The sequence below is a fragment of the Sphingomonas populi genome (assembly GCF_004208535.1).
Lineage (GTDB): Bacteria > Pseudomonadota > Alphaproteobacteria > Sphingomonadales > Sphingomonadaceae > Sphingomonas > Sphingomonas populi.
In genome coordinates, this window is sequence record NZ_SGIS01000025.1 from 21640 (window position 1) to 41288 (window position 19649).

Sequence of the window (19649 nt, forward strand, 5' to 3'; positions counted from 1 at the left end):
CAGATTCACGGTAGCGGTTTGACGAGCAGCGGCATGAAGCCGTTGGCGTCGAGATCGAGGCGATCAGACCAGACGTAATCGCCGGTGAGATTGATGCGGTCCCAGCCCAGCGGCGAGAGCCGGGACAGCATAGCCGGATCGATAGGCGTCCCGCGACGGTGCATTTCGTCAACGGCGCGACCGAGATACCGGCAGTTGAACAGAATGATTGCAGCGGTGACGAGGTTGAGCGCAGCCGCACGGGTTTGCTGGTTCTCCAGGCCACGATCGCGGAATCGACCGAGCCGATGAAAGGCGACTGCCCGGGCCAGGCTGTTGCGGGCCTCGCCCTTGTTCAATTCGGCGGTAACGGTGCGGCGCAGCGCCGGATCCTCGAACCAGCGCAGCGTGAACAGCGTCCGCTCGATCCGCCCGACCTCGCGCAATGCCGCGGCGAGGCTGTTCTGCTGGCGGTAGGCAGACAGCTTCTTCAAAATCAGTGAGGGCGTAACGGTGCGGTCGCGCATCGCGCCGATGATACGTTCGATATCGGGCCAGTGGCTGACAATCAGGTCCCGGTTGAGCTTGTGGCCGAATAGCGGCGCGAGCCTGCCATAGCGCTTCGGGGGTTCGAAGGCGTAGAGGCGTCGATCCGACAGGCGGGGGATGCGCGGCTCGAAATCGAGCCCGAGCAGGTGCATCGTCGCGAACACGATGTCGGAAACGCCGCCTCCATCGACGTGCAGCGCGGTCAGATCAGCGTTGCTATCATGGCCGAGAATGCCGTCGAGCGCATGGATAGCCTCTCCTGCCGTACCAGCGATCACAGTCTGGTGAAGTGGCGCGTACCGATCGGTGATGGTGGTGTAGATCTTGACCACCGGGTCGCGACCATAATGCGCATTGACCGCTCCGCCGGCTTCACCCGGGCCGCCCAGGTAAAAGGCCTGACCATCTGCCGACGCCCGGTGCCCCTGCCCGAACCATGCGGCGATTGGTTCGGCGTGGATGGCATCGGTCAGACAGGCGAGCGCTGCTCGAAAGGTTTCCTCGCGCATGTGCCATGTCTGCATGCGCAGCAGCGCGCGGCGTGACCCTGCGCCGCATACCTCGGCCATACGCGACAACCCGAGATTGGTCGCCTCGGCAATCATGGTGGCGAGGAAGGCGCGCTCGTCAGCAGGCGGCAATCCGGTTGAAACATGACCGAAATGCCGGGTGAAGCCGGTCCAGCGTTCGACCTGCGACAGCACGTCTGTAATACGGGTAGCAGGCAGCATGCCGTAACAGGCGAGCGTCAGGTGCCGCCCTTCATCCTGCCCGGCGTCATCATCCTTCTGCTCTTTGGGGAAGCGTAATCTCTCCCCGGCGAACAGGGCGGCATCACGCCCGTCCAGATTGCGGGCGACGCCGCGCAAGGCGCTGTCGAGTTGCTCAGCGCGCTGATCGAGCCATGCATGTGGATCGCCGAGTGAGAACGGCGGTTGGAGCGATGCGCCTGGCGATGGCGCAAGCAACACGTCCAGCGACCGGTGCATCCGCGACGTCGGCACCCAGATATCACCCGATGCCAGCGCATTGGCGAGCGCGCCGTAAGTCGCCATCTCCCAATGCGTCCGGTCGATCTTTCCTGCGACCACGACATGGCGTTGCCAGCGCCGCTCGACATGACCGAGCGGAACGTCGGCGGGAAGCGGTTTGCGCCAGTCGCCATCGAGATCCGCCAAGACCGTCATCGCATTGCGCAATGTCGCGGTGCCGGCCCGGCCGTGGAAATCGAGCGCCTGCAGGAACTGTGGTCCTACCCGCTTGAAGGTCCGGTACTCGGCTGTAATCTCACTCAGCACATCATCCCTGTGAGGTGCAGCGGTACGACGGATGATCGCCGCATCGGCATCGAGCATTTCGAGAGGCATGATATCCCTGAGGGCCGCGCCGATATCTTCGCCAGCGCGTGCTGCCCGGCTGACCGTTTCCAGCACAGTGGCGATGCGCATCAGCCGGTCGCGTCCCTCGCGTCCCGAGACCGCGACCCGCTGTTCAAGGCGTTTGCGAGCACGAAGGTGAGCCCGTCCCATCAAGGCGCCGAACATGGCGATCGCCGCGTCGGTAAGCGTGGCCTCCAGCTCGCGCAGCGTGGCAAGCAGGATAACCCGCCTGCGGGCAGGGCGCATCTGTTGGAAAGCCTGGGCGGTATAGCGCACACCTTCGCGAGCGAATTGCGTCAGGCGTGGTTCGTGCCGGGGATCGATCGGAACACGGGAAATGCCGGTCCAGCGGATCAGCGCGATCTTCTCGAGGATTTCGGCGAGCGAGGCAGACGCGACGCGACGCTCCGGTTCGCGCAGCCAGGAAAAGCGGCTTTGTCGGTCATGCACCTTGTCATCTACCAGCGTGTCGAGACGTTGTCGCATCTCTGTATCGAGTGCGTCGTCGATCGCGGCGATCAGATCGGTTTCCGCCCGAAGCATCGCCTCGGCCGCCATCCGCTCCACAACGCTGATACCGGGGATGACTATGCGCCGGGTGCGTAGTTCGCCCAGCAGTCGGTCGAGCAGAATGCGCCCGTCAACGACGGGCATGGCTTCGGTCGCAAGCCACGCGGTCAGCGAAGTGCGAACCGGCTGGCTCAGATCGGTAAAACCAAACCGGGCTTTGATGGCGGCAAGCTGATCGTAGCGGGTCGGTGTACGCCGCGCGAAGTCGGCGATGACGCCCGCATCAACCCCAACCTGGTCGGCGATATGGTCGAGCATGATCGCAGGCAACAGCTCGCCGGCGCGCAGATGTCGTCCAGGATAGCGCAGACAGCAGAGTTGCAGGGCATAGCTCAGCCGGGTCGCTGGAGTGCGTGCGATACCAATCGCCGACATGTCTTCGGCGTCGAGGCCATGATGTCGCACAACCATCGTTTCGGTATCGGGCAGCGCCAGCAGTGCGGCGCGCTGCCGCTCGGTCATTGGAATGCGTGCGGGCATGTTTCATCCTCCAAAAACCTCTTGCCTTTTGCCTGCTTAATGAAAGAGGATTGTGAAAGGCCGAAGGTGGCGGAAACCCGTCACTGCTGTTTCTGCCTCCGGATACGGCCGTTTGTGAAAGAGACCGGATGACCCGCGAACCCTATCTGATCGGCTATGCCCGTGTGTCGAAGGGTGACGACCAATCGAACGCCGCCCAGCGCCGCGCGCTCGATGCGGCTGGCTGTAAGCGGGTATTCGAGGAGACCGCCAGCGGCGGACGGTGGGACCGGCCAAAACTCCTCGAGATGATCGGGCAGCTGCGCGACGGCGACGTGGTCGTCGTCTGGAAGCTAGACCGGCTTTCGCGCAGCCTGAAGGACATGCTGCACATCATGGAGCGGATCGAGCTGGCGGGGGCGGGCTTCCGCTCGTTGACCGAAGCAATCGACACCACCACGGCCGCAGGCCGGATGATGATGCAGATGGTCGGCAGCTTTGCCGAGTTCGAGCGCGCGATGATCCGCGAGCGCACCAGCGCCGGCCTTGCCCAAGCCCGTGCAGAGGGAAGGATTGGGGGACGCCGACGCAAGCTTGCTGAAAAGCAACGCCGCGAGATCGCTGAGTCCGTTGTCTCTGGACGTAAGTCAGGCGCCGAAATGGCCCGTCTTTACGGCGTCAGCGAACCTACCGTTTCGCGCATCGTCGCCGCCCACCGGCAGGATATGCAAGCCAAGTTGGCGTAAGCGCTTGTGAAAGGCGATAATTGGTGGTGAGCGGCATGCCAGCTTTCGGGCACGGAACGCGGATTGCGGACATTGCCAACGATGGGCACAACGCTTCCGTGGAAGACATCTCGATCCTGTCCCGCGAGCCATATCGGCGGCGCACATGGTTGCGGCAGCGCTCGCCCTTTTGGCTGATTGATCGCGGCTTCGCTGCCAAGGGTGGCGACTGCGAAGCCGTCGGCGGCCGTCATGAGTGGTACAACAGTGGTAACGGGTCAGCTTGCTACCATTGTCAGGTTACGATCAGAGGAAACGCTTGGCAGATCGGCGGGGCAGATGTTTTTCTCCGACCACCCGAACGGCGATAGTTGGGTGGGAAGCGGTCATTGTCGGGACGCTTAGAATGGGGCGGAAGCTGGCAGCCCGCTTATTCATGCTGAACAGGCCGGCCTGCTTCCGGTGAGATTTAAGCTTGTCGAGCTATATGCAACGAGCGGCGCATGCCCCGAATACAGACTGAAAGTGTAGCTATAATGCACCAGCCACACCCAATGGCAGTTAGCGTGTCGCCCGCAAGAGGTGGAATAGGCGCGGTAATAGTCACGCCAAAAGCGTGGGCACCCAAGACAATCATAGCGACATAACTAAAAGCCCGCAAAACCTCGACCGTAGCCTTCTCGGAGAAGACGAGCGTCATTGAAACGGCAGCCAAGCTCGTAGCAACAGCAAGTGTAATATCTGTCACGTGGCGCTCCTTCTCAAACCGAACGATCACCGGCAGGATGACACAATGAGGCAAGGTCCGCTACTGGGCGAAAGCTGCTATCTCAAGATAACAATGAGCGAGCACACGATAATGCCAATACCAGCAATTACAGACCCGATACGCCGCCCTCGCTCGACTCGATCCCACCACCGATTTCCATAGCCGAATGGTTCATTTGACATGCCAAGAGTCTGCCCGCTTCGCGGCTCATCGGCAAGGGCTCGGAACGGCAGGAGGTGGAGCGGGAGCCGTCACCGATCGCGAAGAGGTCGAGAACGGTGAAAAGTGGTGGCAAGCGGACGGTCGTCTTTTGCTGTCGCTTTGGTAAATAGCCAATGTTCAGTGAGGGGAGAGACATGCCAGAATTCTGTAATAAACAATGATTCGCTTACAAGAGGCGACCCTCTTCGTCCTCCAAGGCTTTGATAGCGTCACAGAAAATGTCTGTGTAGAATGGCGCATCAATATTTGCGATATGGGTCGCCTGCGATCAGTACTGGCGCCCGATAGTCATGACGATCCTAACTTGGAACGCACTTACTACGGACTATCGGAGCAAGAAATTCGGCAGATTGGCCAGCTTTGCCACCCGCCCATCGTGCCCCCCACGATCTACACCGGCCTCAGCCGACCGGATCTGGAATCCGATGCAGTCCCGTACCTGATTCATACGAATTTTGAACTCCCGCTTATGCTGGAAGGGCGGAAGCCTTTGGCTGTTTTTAGCGATGGCTATCCGTCTGATTGGTTCGACGAATATCTTGCGCCATTTGAACGGTTCGTTTTGTCAGGTCAGATCATTCGCCGGATAATCGAAACTCCGCTGCCCGACCTAAAACGGCATCGTTCTGATCTGGAAGGAATTAGGGATGTGCTCTTCGCCTTACCGGGAGAGGAGCGGCGCATCGATGCCTACATCCGAGATATCAAAAATCGGGTGCGCGACTGGGATGACGAACTCGAGCGGCTCCAAGGCTCGTTGCTAGGCTATGAGGATTGGCAAAATGATTGGTGGATCGAGCAGCGCGTAAAACGCAGAGAGACTAACAATTGATACGACGTTTGCCCGATACCTACAGCGGTCCAATGCCCGCTTCAGAGAAGCCAGTACACGGTAGCGTACGGCAACAAGTGGGCGCGAGCCACCACCAGTGCCGGAACGCCGAAAGTTGGTGGTTATCTGCCGTTTGTTTTCACCCGTTTAAAGGTAAAAATCGCGGTATCGCTGGGAAGCTCAATGGTCTCAGAGCGGCTTGTGTCGGCGAGCCGCAAAAAAGACGGGCTAATTGATCTTTCGATTTGGACGGCCTTGCCGCCTGATATTCCCACATAGGCGCTCGGCAGAACATATGGGCTGACCTTGTCGTATTCGACAACGTAGCTAATCGTCTGGCTATGGCCGAAAGTCATCTGCCCATTGTGAAGTTTGATCGGCTCGCAACATGGATTGGCGTAAGTGCCATCGGCAGCCCCGATCGGTAGGCGTGGTGGAAACGCCCACCAATACAGGGGCAACCCGACGAAGACAGCGATAATGCCGATCAGAAAATACGGTGGAGTCCGATGCATTGACCTATCATGCGTTCGCCTTCCGCAGCGTCAATGGCTAGTTTTGGGGCGAGAGCGGACCTTCCCGCTACGCGACGACGGGATCGTCATCACCTCGTCCGGAGCGACCGTGGCGCAGGCTGTGATTGATCGCCAGCCCGATCTGTAGACGAAGCCAATCAGCACGGTGATCGTCCGGCAACGCAAGCCCCAACGTTACGATCTTCTCGACGGTGTTCATCGCCCACTCGTCGTAGGTCCAATGCTGGTCGGTCATAGCGCCATCATGCCCAGTTTGGAGCGCGTCGCGCAATCGATCGCGCAAATATCTATTAATGGGCACTTCCTGCCGAAATCGCTGCCCAAGCGCTACCGTGAATCTGTGTCCGAATAATGCACAGGGGCCAGCTCGGCGAAGCGGTTCAGTATCTCGCTTTTCCCCATGCCGGTCGATCCGAACAGGAGTAGGCAGGGCATGCGGCCGCGCTGCGGGTAGGTCAGCAGATCCTCGAGCCTCCCAAGAGCAGCCTCGGCTTGTGGCAGAGAAACCCATCGGTCACGCCTCAACCAGTCTATTCGCGCCTCGTCGGGCAAATCCGCTTGCTCGCGATATGCAGCAAACAGGTGGTCGTAGACGTCGGTCATGGTCGCTCCTCGATCTGAAGAGGAATGATGGGTTCGGTATCGTCGCGCTCCGGAGGGGCCGGGAGCATTGGGCGAACCGGCGCCATGGCAGCCGGAGTTCCGGCGCTCAGGGCGTAGGCGACACGCTGCGCGGACTTGCGAGCGGCCTTGGTCCTGTCGACGGCGTCCAGGACGATGCGTCGCTGTTCGCCAACCATGTCGAACAGAGATTGCTCGTCCACTGCTCGACGACCGCGCTCACGCAGCGTCTTCAATGCCAGGTCGTGCTCAAATCTCGTGATGGAGGGCCGTCGCCGATCACGAAGCGGCACGGTCAGATGGCCGCCATCGGGCAGTTCCAGATAGATCGATGAGAGATTGAGGGGGTTATATTTGACGGGCAGCTTTCCGCCATAGCCCGTGGCCAAGGCTGCGAGTGCGCCGTGCCAGTAGAAGGCATGGAACAGCTCTATGCCCTCCCGGCGGACCTTCCGCATCTCGAAGGGTAGAAAATCGAGGAGAAACGTGGCGGGATCAGCGGGCAGTCTGGGAGGCGCAACGCGATTATCACATGTGTCTGTCCAGGCGGTGATAGGCGGGACGCCGAGCTCCCGGTGGACTGTACCGTGATAGATGCCGACCTGCAGCGCGAACCATCGTTCGAACTCGACGAGGGTCATGCATGCTTGCCCCTCCGCGTCGTAGTCGCCCTTGGCTTTGATGTTCGCGAACGTGGTGCCTGGCAGGAGGTGGACGGCGCCGACCGTCGTGCCGATCAGGCGCTCGATATGGCCGCCATAATGGGGCGTGCGAAGCGGACGATAGATGAGTTCGATCCCGTGCTGCTGGCAGCCGCGCTCGAGGGCGCGGGAATGGAATTCCCGCGCATTGTCGAGATGCAGTGCGCCGGGAATGCCGCAGACAGGGTAATCGAGGTCTACCCCCCGTTCTTCCAGCCAGCTGGCTTTGGGCAGGACGGCGTGCCGAATGGCCATACCGACCGACGTGGCCGAGGGACTTTCGAGAGAAATGTAGAAGCCGGGGATCACCCGGGTCGCGACGTCGATCTGCAGCGTAAGGGTAGGCCGACCGAGCGGCCGGCGGAAATGTTCGTCGACGATGATGATGTCGGCGAGCGTGTGGTCCATCTGGACGATCTCGAGCGGGTTCTCCGCCGTGTAGGATCGCGTCACGGGCCGGTATCGGTCAGCCGCCGCCTTGGCGCCGTCCCGACCCTTGATCAGGCGATCTCGCTCGATGGTTGCGACCCGCGCGGCAATTGCCCGACGTGTGGGGCGGCTCAGACCCTTCTCGTGACAGGCATGCCAGATCCGTCTGACCAACTGAGCGAGTGTCGGCTTGGGCCTGGTCAGGAAGAATTGTTCGATCTCCGTGCTGATAACCACGTCGACCGCCTGGCCGAGCCGGCTGCGCCCCTTGGGGAAGCCCTCCGGTCGGTCGAGCAGCGCGCTTGTCACCGGCGTCGTTCGATACTGAGCGACCAACGCGAAGATCCGCGACCTGCTCAAGCCAAGCGCGACGCTCGCCTTCGAGATTGCATCGCCGGTGATTTCCGGGAGATCCGCGAGCGCACGAATAACCGGCTCGCGGTTGCAAGCTAAGCTCCATGCATTAGAATCGGCCCTCGTCAGGGCCGTGCCCGTCTCGGCCATGGTCAATCCCCGATTGTGCGGGAGACTCGAATTGCCCGGTCCTGGGGTATTGTACCAAAAGCGCGATGCGTGCGCGACAGTCCGGAGGTATTAGGTCATGACGGTCATTGAAATCGCTGCAGTTTTCAGTCCTCTGGTTTTCGCAAACTGACATAAGCTCTAGGAGGCTGATGGGAGTGTGGGCGCGGGTGGAAAAGACAGTATTCTGGTCGTGGCAGAGCGATCTTGACCCGCGTGTTACCAAGGATCTGGTTCGATACGCGCTCGACGAGGCGGTCAAGCAGTTGGCGGCCGATCTTGAGGAAGCCGATCGGCCGAGCGTTACCTCCGATACGCAGGGCGTTGCCGGCACGCCTGACATCGTCGCGACCATCCTGCGCAAGATCGACGAAGCGGCCGTGTTCGTGGGAGACGTTACCCCGATCGCGCTTTCGCAAAGCGGTAAGGCCTGCGCCAATCCGAATGTGCTGCTTGAGATGGGCTATGCCAACAAATCCCTGAGAGAGATCCACGTTCGCCTCGGCGCCAACGGCCTTTCCGGGAGCTTCTGGCCAGGTGGCCCGCTCCAGTTCGACGATGAAGGCTATGAAGCTGTAGAGGACACGTACGAATATGACACGACGCTGATCGCGACGACGCCGGAGGCGCTGAAAGCGGTCGTGGTTGAAGCGTTCAATGGTCTGGCGGCAGTGTACGGCGTTGAGGCTCATAGCTTCGAGCAGATTTCGGAACGGTCGCGATACTGATGATGGGCGATGCTGCTCTCGCCCTTCGCTCACCGGAGCGTACCGGCAAGGACTTGGCGTGGGAGGTGACCAAACTCCGGTGCGAGACGCTGGTGACCATCAACATCGAGCTGATCGCCGCTTATCAGGCAGCCTCGTCGGTGCATTCGGTGCGGGCGTTGGCCAGTGACATCGAAGCGTTCGACCGTTGGTGCCGGCGCAACGGGCGCGTCACCCTTCCGGCAACGCCGCAAATGGTCGCAGACTATCTGGACGCAAGGACTGGCCTGGGAAGCCGACCCGCCTCGCTCGGGCGGTACAAGGCCTCCATCGCCAAGATCCATCAGCTGTTAGATCTCAAGGATCCGACGCAGGGAGCGTTGGTGAAGCTCCGCCTGGCCGCCGTTCGGCGCGAGAAGGGCACGGCACAAAAGCAGGCCCGACCGCTCCGGTTCAAGGGAGCGGTCCGCGATGTCGAGCGCGACGCTCCCAGAGGCCTCAATCTGCGCGCGCTGCTTGAGAGCTGTCCGGTCGATCTCCCGGGGCTGAGAGACCGGGCGCTTCTCTCCACAGCGTATGACACGGGTTTGCGCGCGTCGGAGCTCGTGGCGATCGCGGTCGAGCACATCATTGAAGCCATCGACCCCGATGCGCGGCTGCTGCAAATCCTGCGTCACAAGGGCGATCAGGAAGGGGAGGGGGCCACGGCGTATCTAAGCCCGCGTTCCGTTACCGCGATCGCGGCGTGGCAGCTGGCGGCGGGGATCACCGCAGGGCCGCTATTCCGGCGAGTTCAGGTGCGGCGATACAAAGCGCGCGCGGCGGTGAGAGGACGACCGATCGACAGCATTTCGGGGCGGGAGACCTGGGATCTGCGCAAGACGTTGTCGAAGCCGGCCGTTCCCGCCCGGGTAGAGTACGACATTGGTTTGGCACCTCTCCACCCTGGATCGATCGGTCCCATCTACCGATCGATGATCCAGCGGGCGTTCGATCTCGGGGCGCTTCCTGATCTGGTCGCAGAGGACGTGGCGCGGCTGCTTAAGGGAATTAGCGCGCACTCGACGCGGATCGGGCTAAACCAGGATCTTTTCACGAGTGGGGAAGACCTCGCCGGGATCATGGATGCGCTTCGCTGGAAAAGCCCACGGATGCCGCTCGCATACAATCGAAACCTTGCTGCAGAGGCCGGGGCCGTCGGCCGCTTGATTGGTAGGATCGGATGAGAGAGGGTAGCCGCTCCGGCCCCGTCGATCCGTCGCCCGTGCACCTTGAACCGGCGGTACTCCAATCGGCTTTTAACGCGCTGCCGGATGTTGCGCCTCGAGCGCCAAAGCAGTTCTACGCCTTGGACGATCTTCAGATTGCTTTTCGAGCGCTTCAGGGGCCGCGCGCTCAGACGAAGCAACGCGACGGTCTGATCAACGTATGGGCCCTTGCTAGCCTGCGTCGAGACGAGGTTTGCAATGCCGCAGCGCTGACCGGCCTCTGGATGCCCGAGTTCGGCGGTGAGACGTCTTTGCGTTTCGCCGCATCCTACTTGGCCACCGCGATCCCGGCGGTTGATTGGTCCCAGGAACTGCGTGGCGGCGGAGGGCTGGGTTTCCATATACCGCTAAGGTGGCCGATCTATTCAAATCGCTTAACCCCGCGCGGGGTCGCAATCGATCTGGGCTCGCCCGCAGCGGACAGTCTCGGTCGAGCTGGTTTGCCGGGGGGCGTCGATACGCAGTTCTGGGCGCGGTTCGGCGTCGGGCTGGTCATCTCGGTGCTGGAGGATGCCTCTCAGATCGCGAGCCGCTCGCTCGCCGGTGAGGGCAGCAACACGACACAGGTTCCCAGCACCACCGGATCGACAGTCTTGCAGTCGACGATGCGAATCAAGCCGATCCTGAAGAAGAATCAGGGCGACATGGCTGCGATCTTCGTCGCCAAGGACTTCGATTTCCGATCGGTCTATGACGTGGGGCTGAGGCGCTAAGCCGATGGCTTCCAGTCCAACGTCGCTCATCTACGAGCATAATGCTGAGCCGATCCGACGGCATTTGCTGCGCGACGATGTGACCGAGCTTGTCATCAACGAGCCCGGGTTGATCGGTCTTGAAACACGCAATGGCTGGGAGTGGCATGACGAGCCGGCGTTGGACAACGCCGCTCTCATGACGCTGGCGAAGCTGATCGCGGGGCTGGCTGGCACCGAAGCCGAAAGGTCCGATCGATACGAGCGGTGGGCACTAGATCGAGGACATTAACCTGCCGCCCCCTCTCTATTTTCCGCGCGCATTGTCGCCGAACCCCGGCCACATGAACTTACCGTTGGAATCCTTACGGAACCATTTGACCAGGAAGATTTTTTTGGCAGGGCCCTCGCGTCGAAGGTCGCGGCGGCGGCGACCTTTATCCAGTGGTTGCAGAGTCTATGATATCGTAGCCGCAGAACGGGAGCATAACGCACGGGTCGCGCCGCAATTCGCCGATTGCATTCTCCGCAGGTGTCGCCGTCTGCTTCGCTAGCCGTCTTCGCACGATGCGGTGCGTAGCGCCTCGATCATCGCTTCTGCAGCAGGACTCAGTAACGCGTTGCGTCGCGTGTAAACGCCTACCTGGCCGGTTTCGAGCGTGGGCTCGGTGGCCAATGGTGCCAAACCCGAGCTATCCGAGTCAATGACCGACCGGGGCCAGACGCTGAGCATGTCGGTGTTCAGCTGAAGCCAGCGGTTGGTGAGGAAGGAAACCGATTCGATCTTGGGCACCGGAGGCTGCAATCCGCGTTGGCGAAACAGCAGCTCGAAATCATAGCGCAGGTTGGTCTCATAGGGGGGCAGGATCCAGTCTTCCGACACGAGCCTGTCAAGCTGCACGGGCTGGCCGGAGAAAAGCGGGTGCTCCTGGCGCGCGACGATACAAGCCGTATCGGAGAAGAGCAGTTCCTCTGCCATGTCGGCGAGATCGGTCGAGCGGGACAAGCGCCCAACGACGAGATCGAGATCGCCTGACCGAAGCAGCGCGCTCAGATGGTCGAACGTTCCCTCAACGACCTTGAGAATGACATTGCGTCGTTCGCGTCGGACCTGCGCAAGCGCTTTGGGAAGGACCGACGCCGAGGCCGTCAGCAGCGTTCCGATCGCGACACGGCCCCCGGTGCCAGTCGCGAGATCATTGAGCGCCTGCGCTGCATAGTCGAGTTGCGACAGAACGACCTTTCCGTGGCGGATGAGTTCGCGACCGGCCTCTGTCGCAATCATGCCCCGGTTCGACCGCAGGAACAGCGGTTGACGAACCTCCGCCTCCATGTCGCGCAGAAGCTTGCTCGCCGTCGGCTGCGCGACGTTGATCGCCTCAGCGGCCTTGAGGACGCTTCCGCGCTCCGCAATTGCCACCGCGAGCTGGAGTTGGCGGAGCGAGAGGTGTGGAGTCATTCTACCCTGATATCGGCTTACGGAATACCTACATAGCAAAAACGCGGCTTCTGCTATATAAACTGCGCGGCTACCTTCCTTTACTATGGATAAGACCTCTTCGAGTGCCCGCCCGACCGATGACAATTCTGGATCCGACACGCCGCTGCGTCGATGCTGGGTGGGCGGTCAGTGGCGCGAGAGTGGTGCGACGTTCGTCAAGACCAGCCCGGTGGATGGACACTGCGTCGCGCATGTTGTCGAGGCGGACAAGGCGCTCATCGACGACGCAGTAGCGGCTGCCCGACGCGCCGCGGCGGGCGAGTGGGGCAGATTCTCTGCCTCGCAACGCAAAGCGCTACTTCACCGCATCGCGGACGGTATCGAGAACAGGTTCGAAGAATTCGTCGCGGCTGAGGTGGGCGACACAGGCCGCCCCGTGGAGCAGGCGCGGATTCTCGATATTCGGAGGGGCGTCGCAAACTTCAGGCTTTTCGCCGATCTGGTCGCCGACGCCAGTGGCGAAGTCTATGAAACCGAGACGCCGGACGGTGAAGGCGCGCTCAGTTATACGATCTCGCGACCGCACGGCGTCGTCGCGATCATCTCGCCCTGGAACCTGCCGTTTCTTCTGCTCACCTGGAAGATTGCGCCGGCGCTTGCGTTGGGCAATGCCGTTGTCGTGAAACCTTCGGAAGAGACGCCGTCGAGCGCGACCTTGCTGTGCGAGGTCATCGCCGAGGCAGGCATGCCGGCGGGCGGGTTCAACCTGATCCACGGCCATGGCGCGGGCGCGGCCGGCGAGTTTTTGACACGCCACCCCGGCATCGATGCGATCACTTTCACCGGCGAAACGGGCACGGGGCAGGCGATCATGCGCGCGGCGGCGGAAGGCGTGCGGCCGGTGTCGTTCGAACTTGGCGGCAAGAACGCAGCGCTCGTTTTCGCCGACGCCGACCTTGAGAAGGCCTTGGACGGGGTTGCCCGATCCACGTTCCTCAACTGCGGTCAGGTTTGCCTCTGCACCGAGCGCGTCTATGTCGAGCGGCCCATTTTCGAGCAGTTCGTCGCCGGCATGAAAGCGCGCGCGGAGCGCATGGTCTATGGGGGCAGCGACGCCGTAACCGGGCTCGGGCCGTTGATCTCGCACGAGCATCGCGAAAAGGTGCTTGGCTATTACCGGCTGGCGCTTGAAGAGGGGGCGACGGTCGTTGTTGGCGGGGGAACGCCGCAGTTCGGCGACGATCGCGACGGCGGCTCGTGGGTCGAGCCGACCGTGATTACGGGCCTGCCGCAGACGGCACGCTGCCTGCAAGAGGAGGTCTTCGGACCTATCACGCACATCGCGCCCTTCGACACGGAAGAGGAAGCAATCGGGCTCGCGAATGATACCGTCTATGGCTTGGCCGCCGCGGTCTGGACGCGCGATGTGTCACGTGCACACCGCGTGTCGCGCCGGATGAGAGTCGGCATCACTTGGGTCAATACGTGGTTTCAGCGCGATCTTCGGACGCCGTTCGGCGGTGTCCGGCTGTCGGGCCTTGGCCGCGAAGGCGGCCGGCATTCTCTCGATTTTTACTGCCAGCCGATGACGATCTGCGTGAAAATCTAAACCGCGCGACGGAACGCAATCATCAAAATGGACAAGAAGGATTATGGACATGGATTCGCCAGCGCCGTTCAATCTCGCCGAATGGCTTGAAACGAACCGCCCGTTCATGAAGCCTCCGGTGACGAACCGGAAGCTGTTTGAAAATGAAGATGGCATGATCCTTCAGATGCTCGGCGGAGGCAATGAGCGCGTCGACTTCCATGACGATCCGGCTGAAGAGTTCTTCTATCAAATGAAGGGCGACATGCTTCTGAAAGTCCATGCCGACGGCCAGATCAAGGACATTCCAATTCGGGAGGGCGAGGTGTTCCTGCTTCCCCCGCACGTGCCGCATTCACCCCAGCGGCCTGATCCGAATTCCTGGGGCCTGGTTATCGAGGGGCGTCGGCTGCCCGGCATGGTCGACGGATTTGAGTGGTTCTGCTTCGATTGCGGCCACAAGGTCGATCGCGTGGAAATCCAGCTCAATGACATCGTGAAGGACCTGCCGCCTTTGTTCGAGGCGTTCTACAGCGATGCCGAACGACGGACCTGCAAGAATTGCGGCTCGGTTCACCCGGGTAAGGAACCGCCGGCGGGGTGGGCGTCGCTGTGATTATCGACATCCACAGCCACTTCTTCCCCAAGCAGTGGCCCGACCTCGCCGAGAAATTCGGCACACCGAACTGGCCTTGGATGAAGCACATCGATGGCGAGCGCGCGACGGTGATGCTCGGCGACAAGGTGTTCCGGCCAATTACGTCTGCCTGCTGGGATCCAGACAAGCGGATCGAGGATCTCGATCGGGATGGCGTCGATTTGCAGGTCATTTGCGCCACGCCGGTGCTGTTCGGTTACGACCGACCTGCCGATCAGGCGCTGTACTGCGCGGATATCTTCAACGACGCCGCGCTCGATCTGGTTGCCCGTTCGCACGGCCGGCTCAAGGCATTGGCGCAAGTGCCATTGCAAGAGACTGACCTGGCATGCGCGGCGGTCTCCCGAGCGATGCGCAACGGGCATCTGGGCGTTCAGATCGGCAACCATCTCGGCGAACGCGAGCTTGATGATCCTGCCTTCCTGACGTTCCTCCACCACTGCGCTGATGAAGGTGCTGCGGTGTTCGTCCACCCCTGGGACATGATGGCGCCGGAGCGCATGCCCCGCTACATGCTCGGATGGCTGGTCGCGATGGCTGCCGAAACCCAATTGTCGATCCTGTCACTGATCCTCTCCGGTGCCTTTGAGAGGCTGCCCAAGTCGCTTCGCATCTGCTTTGCGCATGGTGGCGGCAGCTTCGCCTATCTCCTCGGACGAGCGGATAACGCCTGGCATCATCGCGATATCGTCCGGAAGGACTCGCCGCATCCGCCATCGCATTACGTGGACCGCTTCTATTGCGATTCCGCAGTGTTCGACGACAAGGCGCTCCGCTTGCTCGTCGACGTGATGGGCAAGGAAAGGGTCGTACTCGGTACCGATTACCCGTTCCCGCTTGGTGAACAACGCCTGGGGCATCTCGTCGGCACGACCAGCGTGCTTTCGGATGAAGAGCGCGCTGCGATTCAGGGCAGCAATGCGCTCGCCTTTCTCGGGATCGAAGAAGCCGAGATCACGGGCGCTCGCGCGTACGCAGCGGAATGACGACGAAGCGCCTAGCCCCATGCGGGCTCGCCTCCACGGGGAGCAGACACAGATGAACCAGTCCTCATTCGACAGCATCGCAGCCAAGCTGCGCGACTGCTACACCAGTGGCCGCCCCATGACGCCGATCCGGGAGGCATTGCCCGAGGCGTCGATCGAGGACGCATATGCCATTCAGGCGGCCAACACGGCGCATTGGGAGAAAGAAGGCCGCACCCTCGTCGGCGCCAAAATAGGGCTCACTGCGAAAACCGTGCAGTCCCAGTTAGGCGTCGATCAGCCCGATTTCGGTCATATCTTCGCTGACATGGCCGTGGCGGATGGCGAGACGGTTGCCCCTGGCCGTCTGCTTCAGCCGAAGGTCGAAGCAGAGGTGGCGTTCGTGATGGCCCGCACGCCAGACGTGGCTCGCCTGACCAGCGCAGAGTTGATCGACTGTGTCGCCTACGCGCTGCCCGCGATCGAGATCGTGGATAGTCGTATAGCCGAGTGGAACATCCGCATCGTCGATACCGTCGCGGACAATGCGTCGTCGGCGTTGTTCGTGCTGGGGACCAAACCCGTGTCGCTTGCCGACCTGGATCTGCGTCTCTGCGGCATGGTCCTCGAGAAGAACGGGGAACCCACTTCGTTCGGTGCCGGCGCGGCCTGTCTCGGCAATCCGCTTCATGCCCTCGGCTGGCTGGCGGCGAAAATGGCCGAGGTTGGCCGTCCGTTGCAAAAGGGGGACGTGATCCTTTCGGGCGCGCTCGGGCCGATGATGGCGGTGTCACCCGGCGACAGCGTCGAGGCGAGGATCAGCGGTCTGGGCAGCGTCCGCGTAAGTTTCGGGAAGGCGTCATGAAGACCAAGGTAGCAATCATAGGCTCGGGCAACATCGGCACCGACCTGATGATCAAGGTGATGCGCCTTTCCGAGGTGCTGGAAATGGGCGTGTTCGTGGGGATCGATCCAAACTCGGACGGCCTCCAGCGTGCGCGCCGTCTTGGCGTGCCGATAACCGCGGGCGGGATCGAGGGGCTGATGGCGATGCCTGAGTTTGAGGACATCGAGATTGTCTTCGACGCCACGTCAGCGGGTGCACATAAGCGACACTCGGAGCTGCTGTTGGCTGCGGGCAAGCGGGTGATCGATCTCACGCCGGCTGCAATCGGTCCTTACACGATCCCGCCGGTCAACGGTGATGCGCACCTCGATGCGCGCAATGTCAACATGGTGACTTGCGGCGGACAGGCGACCATTCCGATGGTGGCTGCAGTCGGCCGTGTGGCGAAGGTTCGCTACGCCGAGATCGTCGCCTCCATTGCATCGAAGAGCGCAGGACCAGGCACCCGCGCCAATATCGACGAGTTCACCGAGACGACAAGCCAGGCGATCGTCGAGGTCGGCGGGGCAGAACGCGGCAAGGCGATCATCGTCCTCAATCCGGCAGAGCCGCCGCTTATCATGCGCGATACCGTCTATTGCCTCTGTGAGGATGCCGATCAGGCGCAAATCACCGCGTCGGTCGAGGCGATGGTCGCCGAGGTCAAGACCTATGTCCCGGGCTATCGCCTCAAGCAGGCGGTGCAGTTCGAGCATATCGGCTCGAACCGCCCTCTGCGCATTCCCGAAATGGCCGACACCGGGCAAACCGAGTTCATCGGCCTCAAGGTCACCATCTTCCTCGAGGTGGAGGGCGCGGCGCACTATCTTCCCGCGTATGCCGGCAACCTCGACATCATGACCTCGGCAGCGCTGCGCACCGCAGAGAAGATCGTGCTGCGCAACCGCGAAGGGATCGCCGCATGACTTTCGATCCCAAAAGCCAGAAGCTCTACATCCAGGACGTGACGCTGCGCGACGGCATGCACGCGATCCGGCACCAATATGGGCTGGATCATGTAAAAGCGATCGCGAAGGCACTCGACACCGCGAAGGTCGATGCGATCGAGGTCTCGCATGGCGATGGCCTGTCGGGATCCTCGTTCAATTATGGCTTCGGCGCACATACCGATTGGGACTGGATCGGCGCAGTCGCCGAGGTTCTCGAGCATAGCGTTCTGACGACGCTGTTGCTTCCGGGGATCGGCACTATTCACGACTTGAAGCGCGCTTGTGACCTCGGTGTACGCTCGGTTCGTATTGCGACCCACTGTACCGAAGCCGACGTCTCCAAACAACATATCGAATATGCCCGCGGCCTCGGCATGGACGTCTCAGGCTTTCTTATGATGAGCCACATGTCGGAACCTGAGCCGCTCGCGAACCAGGCGCAGCTGATGGAAAGCTATGGTGCGCACTGCGTCTATGTCACCGACAGCGGCGGCGCCTTGACCATGGACGGATATGCGGCACGGCTGCAGGCTTATGACCGGGTGCTCAAGCCTGAGACCCAGCGCGGCGTTCACGCCCATCATAACCTCGCGCTCGGGATCGCCAACAGCCTCATCGCGGTCCAGAATGGAGCAATCCGGGTCGATGCCAGCCTTGCTGGTATGGGAGCTGGCGCCGGTAACGCGCCGCTCGAAGTCTTCATCGCGGCGGCTGACGTATATGGCTGGAACCACGGCTGCGACTTGTTCGCGCTGATGGACGCGGCCGAGGATCTTGTCCGGCCGCTGCAGGACAGGCCGGTGCGGGTGGATCGTGAGACGCTCAGCCTCGGCTATGCTGGCGTCTATTCAAGCTTCCTGCGCCACGCGGAAAAAGCAGCGGCCGACCATGGTCTCGATACGCGCGCGATCCTGATCGAACTTGGCCGTCGCAAGATGGTCGGCGGACAGGAAGATATGATCGTCGACGTGGCGCTCGACATGGTGAAGCAGAAGGAAAAAGCATGAACCAAGTCGATCTCCTGGCCGAGCGGCTGGACACTGCTCAGCTGAATGCGACTGCGGTCCCGCAACTCAGTGAACCCTTCGAGCTGGCACGCGCTTATGAAATCCAGAAGGCTTCGATCGCCCGGCGGTATGAGCGGGGTGAGCGCCGCATCGGCATCAAGATGGGCTTCACGAGTCGCGCCAAGATGGTGCAGATGGGCATCAACGAGATGATCTGGGGTCGCCTGACCGACGAGATGCTCGTCGATGACGGCGGGACGATCGATTTCAGTCGGTTCGTGCATCCGCGTGTCGAGCCTGAAATCGCTTTTCTTCTCAAGGCGCCGTTGCCCGGCAAGGTCACGGCAGTCGCAGCCCTCGCTGCGGTCGACGGAATTGCGCCAGCACTTGAGATTATCGACAGTCGGTACGAGAATTTCAAATTCTCGCTCACCGACGTTGTGGCTGACAACAGTTCGTCCTCCGCGTTCGTCGTCGGATCGTGGTCAAGTCCCTCGATCGACTTCTCCAATCTCGGCATGATCCTCGATATCAACGGTGTCGCGAAGCAGATTGGATCGACCGCCGCAATCATGGGCCACCCGATCCGTTCGCTCGTTGCGGCAGCCCGTCTGGCGGAGGCCGCTGGCGAGCCGCTGCAAGCCGGCGATATCGTCATGGCCGGTGGCGCGACGGCGGCCGAAGCGCTCGCGCCCGGACAGCATGTTCGTTTGGAGGCGCAGGCGATCGGCCGGGTGGAATTCGCCGTGGCAAATTCGGGTGGCAACCGGTGACCGGCGGCCCGACTGGTGTCGTCGCCGGCAAGGCCAAGCCGCGCGGCCGCTTTCCGCATATCCGACGTGGCGGTGACATGCTCTTCGTGTCCGGCACGAGCTCACGGCTTCCCGATAACAGCTTCGCTGGTGCCAGCGTCGATGCTCTCGGGGTAACATCGCTGGACATTCGGGCGCAGACCCGTGCCGTGATCGAAAATATTCGCGACATTCTCGAGAGCCAGGGCGCCACGCTGTCCGATTTGGTGGAGGCGAGCACCTTTCTGGTGAATATGAATGACTTCAAAGGATATAACGAAGTCTGGGCCGAATATTTTGACGAGACCGGTCCCGCACGGACGACGGTCGCCGTGCACCAGCTGCCGCACCCGCTGCTTCTGATCGAGATAAAGGCCGTCGCCTACGCTCCGCAACGATGAGG

The 19649-nt window shown here is 61.5% G+C and carries 21 protein-coding genes; 14 read left to right on the plus strand and 7 right to left on the minus strand.

Annotated features, from left to right (window positions below):
* Window positions 1-5: 5 nt before the first annotated feature.
* Window positions 6-2957, minus strand: coding sequence for a Tn3 family transposase (locus EWE75_RS15750; RefSeq protein ID WP_231708381.1), 2952 nt, complete (start codon window positions 2955-2957; stop codon window positions 6-8).
* 128 nt (window positions 2958-3085) lie between these two features.
* Here EWE75_RS15750 and EWE75_RS15755 point away from each other — a divergent pair, with 128 nt between their 5' ends.
* Both EWE75_RS15755 and EWE75_RS25600 read left to right on the plus strand, forming a co-directional pair.
* On the plus strand, window positions 3086-3682 hold the full coding sequence (locus tag EWE75_RS15755; protein WP_130159063.1) for a recombinase family protein: 597 nt from the start codon (window positions 3086-3088) through the stop codon (window positions 3680-3682).
* 1127 nt (window positions 3683-4809) lie between these two features.
* The gene (locus EWE75_RS25600) at window positions 4810-5484 is read left to right on the plus strand and encodes a magnesium transporter CorA family protein (protein WP_231708382.1); all 675 of its coding nucleotides are present in this window, start codon (window positions 4810-4812) and stop codon (window positions 5482-5484) included.
* 122 nt (window positions 5485-5606) lie between these two features.
* Here the strand turns inward: EWE75_RS25600 and EWE75_RS15765 are convergent, their stop codons facing one another.
* The 4 genes from EWE75_RS15765 to EWE75_RS15780 form a co-directional block, all read right to left on the minus strand.
* The gene (locus tag EWE75_RS15765) at window positions 5607-5999 is read right to left on the minus strand and encodes a hypothetical protein (RefSeq protein WP_130159064.1); all 393 of its coding nucleotides are present in this window, start codon (window positions 5997-5999) and stop codon (window positions 5607-5609) included.
* 67 nt (window positions 6000-6066) lie between these two features.
* Window positions 6067-6255 (minus strand): hypothetical protein, encoded by a 189-nt coding sequence (locus EWE75_RS15770; RefSeq protein WP_130159065.1) that lies wholly within the window; start codon window positions 6253-6255, stop codon window positions 6067-6069.
* A gap of 92 nt (window positions 6256-6347) precedes the next feature.
* The gene (locus EWE75_RS15775; RefSeq protein ID WP_231708383.1) at window positions 6348-6623 is read right to left on the minus strand and encodes a TniB family NTP-binding protein; all 276 of its coding nucleotides are present in this window, start codon (window positions 6621-6623) and stop codon (window positions 6348-6350) included.
* Window positions 6620-8275: a Mu transposase C-terminal domain-containing protein gene (locus tag EWE75_RS15780; RefSeq protein ID WP_130159066.1), complete on the minus strand. Its 1656-nt coding sequence runs from the start codon at window positions 8273-8275 to the stop codon at window positions 6620-6622. Before EWE75_RS15780 ends, EWE75_RS15775 begins: the two co-directional genes overlap by 4 nt.
* A gap of 107 nt (window positions 8276-8382) precedes the next feature.
* On the opposite strand from EWE75_RS15780, the gene EWE75_RS15785 reads away from it, so the two are divergent.
* From EWE75_RS15785 to EWE75_RS15800, 4 genes are all read left to right on the plus strand, one after another.
* Complete coding sequence (locus tag EWE75_RS15785) at window positions 8383-9021, plus strand: hypothetical protein (protein WP_165388412.1); 639 nt, start codon at window positions 8383-8385, stop codon at window positions 9019-9021.
* Entirely contained in the window at window positions 9021-10226 is a 1206-nt protein-coding gene (locus EWE75_RS15790; RefSeq protein ID WP_231708384.1) for an integrase, read from the plus strand. Before EWE75_RS15785 ends, EWE75_RS15790 begins: the two co-directional genes overlap by 1 nt.
* A gap of 122 nt (window positions 10227-10348) precedes the next feature.
* Window positions 10349-10981, plus strand: coding sequence for a TrbI/VirB10 family protein (locus tag EWE75_RS25605; RefSeq protein WP_231708385.1), 633 nt, complete (start codon window positions 10349-10351; stop codon window positions 10979-10981).
* Between the two features lie 4 nt (window positions 10982-10985).
* Complete coding sequence (locus EWE75_RS15800) at window positions 10986-11252, plus strand: hypothetical protein (RefSeq protein WP_231708386.1); 267 nt, start codon at window positions 10986-10988, stop codon at window positions 11250-11252.
* Window positions 11253-11267: 15 nt separating this feature from the next.
* Here the strand turns inward: EWE75_RS15800 and EWE75_RS26270 are convergent, their stop codons facing one another.
* Window positions 11268-11414, minus strand: a complete 147-nt coding sequence (locus tag EWE75_RS26270; protein ID WP_427915790.1) for a phosphoenolpyruvate carboxykinase domain-containing protein — start codon at window positions 11412-11414, stop codon at window positions 11268-11270.
* A 96-nt stretch (window positions 11415-11510) separates the two neighbouring features.
* Window positions 11511-12419 (minus strand): LysR substrate-binding domain-containing protein, encoded by a 909-nt coding sequence (locus EWE75_RS15810; protein ID WP_130159068.1) that lies wholly within the window; start codon window positions 12417-12419, stop codon window positions 11511-11513.
* Window positions 12420-12504: 85 nt separating this feature from the next.
* Between EWE75_RS15810 and EWE75_RS15815 the strand changes: the two genes are divergently transcribed.
* From EWE75_RS15815 to EWE75_RS15850, 8 genes are read left to right on the plus strand one after another with little or no spacing between them, the layout of a single operon-like run.
* Entirely contained in the window at window positions 12505-14010 is a 1506-nt protein-coding gene (locus EWE75_RS15815) for a 2-hydroxymuconic semialdehyde dehydrogenase (protein WP_130159069.1), read from the plus strand.
* A gap of 49 nt (window positions 14011-14059) precedes the next feature.
* On the plus strand, window positions 14060-14605 hold the full coding sequence (locus EWE75_RS15820; RefSeq protein ID WP_231708387.1) for a 3-hydroxyanthranilate 3,4-dioxygenase: 546 nt from the start codon (window positions 14060-14062) through the stop codon (window positions 14603-14605).
* Window positions 14602-15633 (plus strand): amidohydrolase family protein, encoded by a 1032-nt coding sequence (locus EWE75_RS15825; protein WP_130159071.1) that lies wholly within the window; start codon window positions 14602-14604, stop codon window positions 15631-15633. The genes EWE75_RS15820 and EWE75_RS15825 overlap by 4 nt, the downstream gene beginning before the upstream one ends.
* A gap of 52 nt (window positions 15634-15685) precedes the next feature.
* The gene (locus tag EWE75_RS15830) at window positions 15686-16477 is read left to right on the plus strand and encodes a 2-keto-4-pentenoate hydratase (RefSeq protein ID WP_130159072.1); all 792 of its coding nucleotides are present in this window, start codon (window positions 15686-15688) and stop codon (window positions 16475-16477) included.
* A complete protein-coding gene (locus EWE75_RS15835; RefSeq protein ID WP_130159073.1) occupies window positions 16474-17424 on the plus strand; it encodes an acetaldehyde dehydrogenase (acetylating) in 951 nt (316 codons plus the stop codon). The genes EWE75_RS15830 and EWE75_RS15835 overlap by 4 nt, the downstream gene beginning before the upstream one ends.
* The gene (gene dmpG, locus EWE75_RS15840) at window positions 17421-18455 is read left to right on the plus strand and encodes a 4-hydroxy-2-oxovalerate aldolase (RefSeq protein ID WP_130159074.1); all 1035 of its coding nucleotides are present in this window, start codon (window positions 17421-17423) and stop codon (window positions 18453-18455) included. The genes EWE75_RS15835 and dmpG overlap by 4 nt, the downstream gene beginning before the upstream one ends.
* Window positions 18452-19228 (plus strand): 2-keto-4-pentenoate hydratase, encoded by a 777-nt coding sequence (locus EWE75_RS15845; RefSeq protein ID WP_130159075.1) that lies wholly within the window; start codon window positions 18452-18454, stop codon window positions 19226-19228. Before dmpG ends, EWE75_RS15845 begins: the two co-directional genes overlap by 4 nt.
* Window positions 19225-19647 carry a RidA family protein gene (locus tag EWE75_RS15850; RefSeq protein ID WP_130159076.1) on the plus strand — a complete coding sequence of 141 codons (423 nt, stop codon included), beginning with the start codon at window positions 19225-19227 and terminating at the stop codon, window positions 19645-19647. The genes EWE75_RS15845 and EWE75_RS15850 overlap by 4 nt, the downstream gene beginning before the upstream one ends.
* Window positions 19648-19649 lie beyond the last annotated feature (2 nt).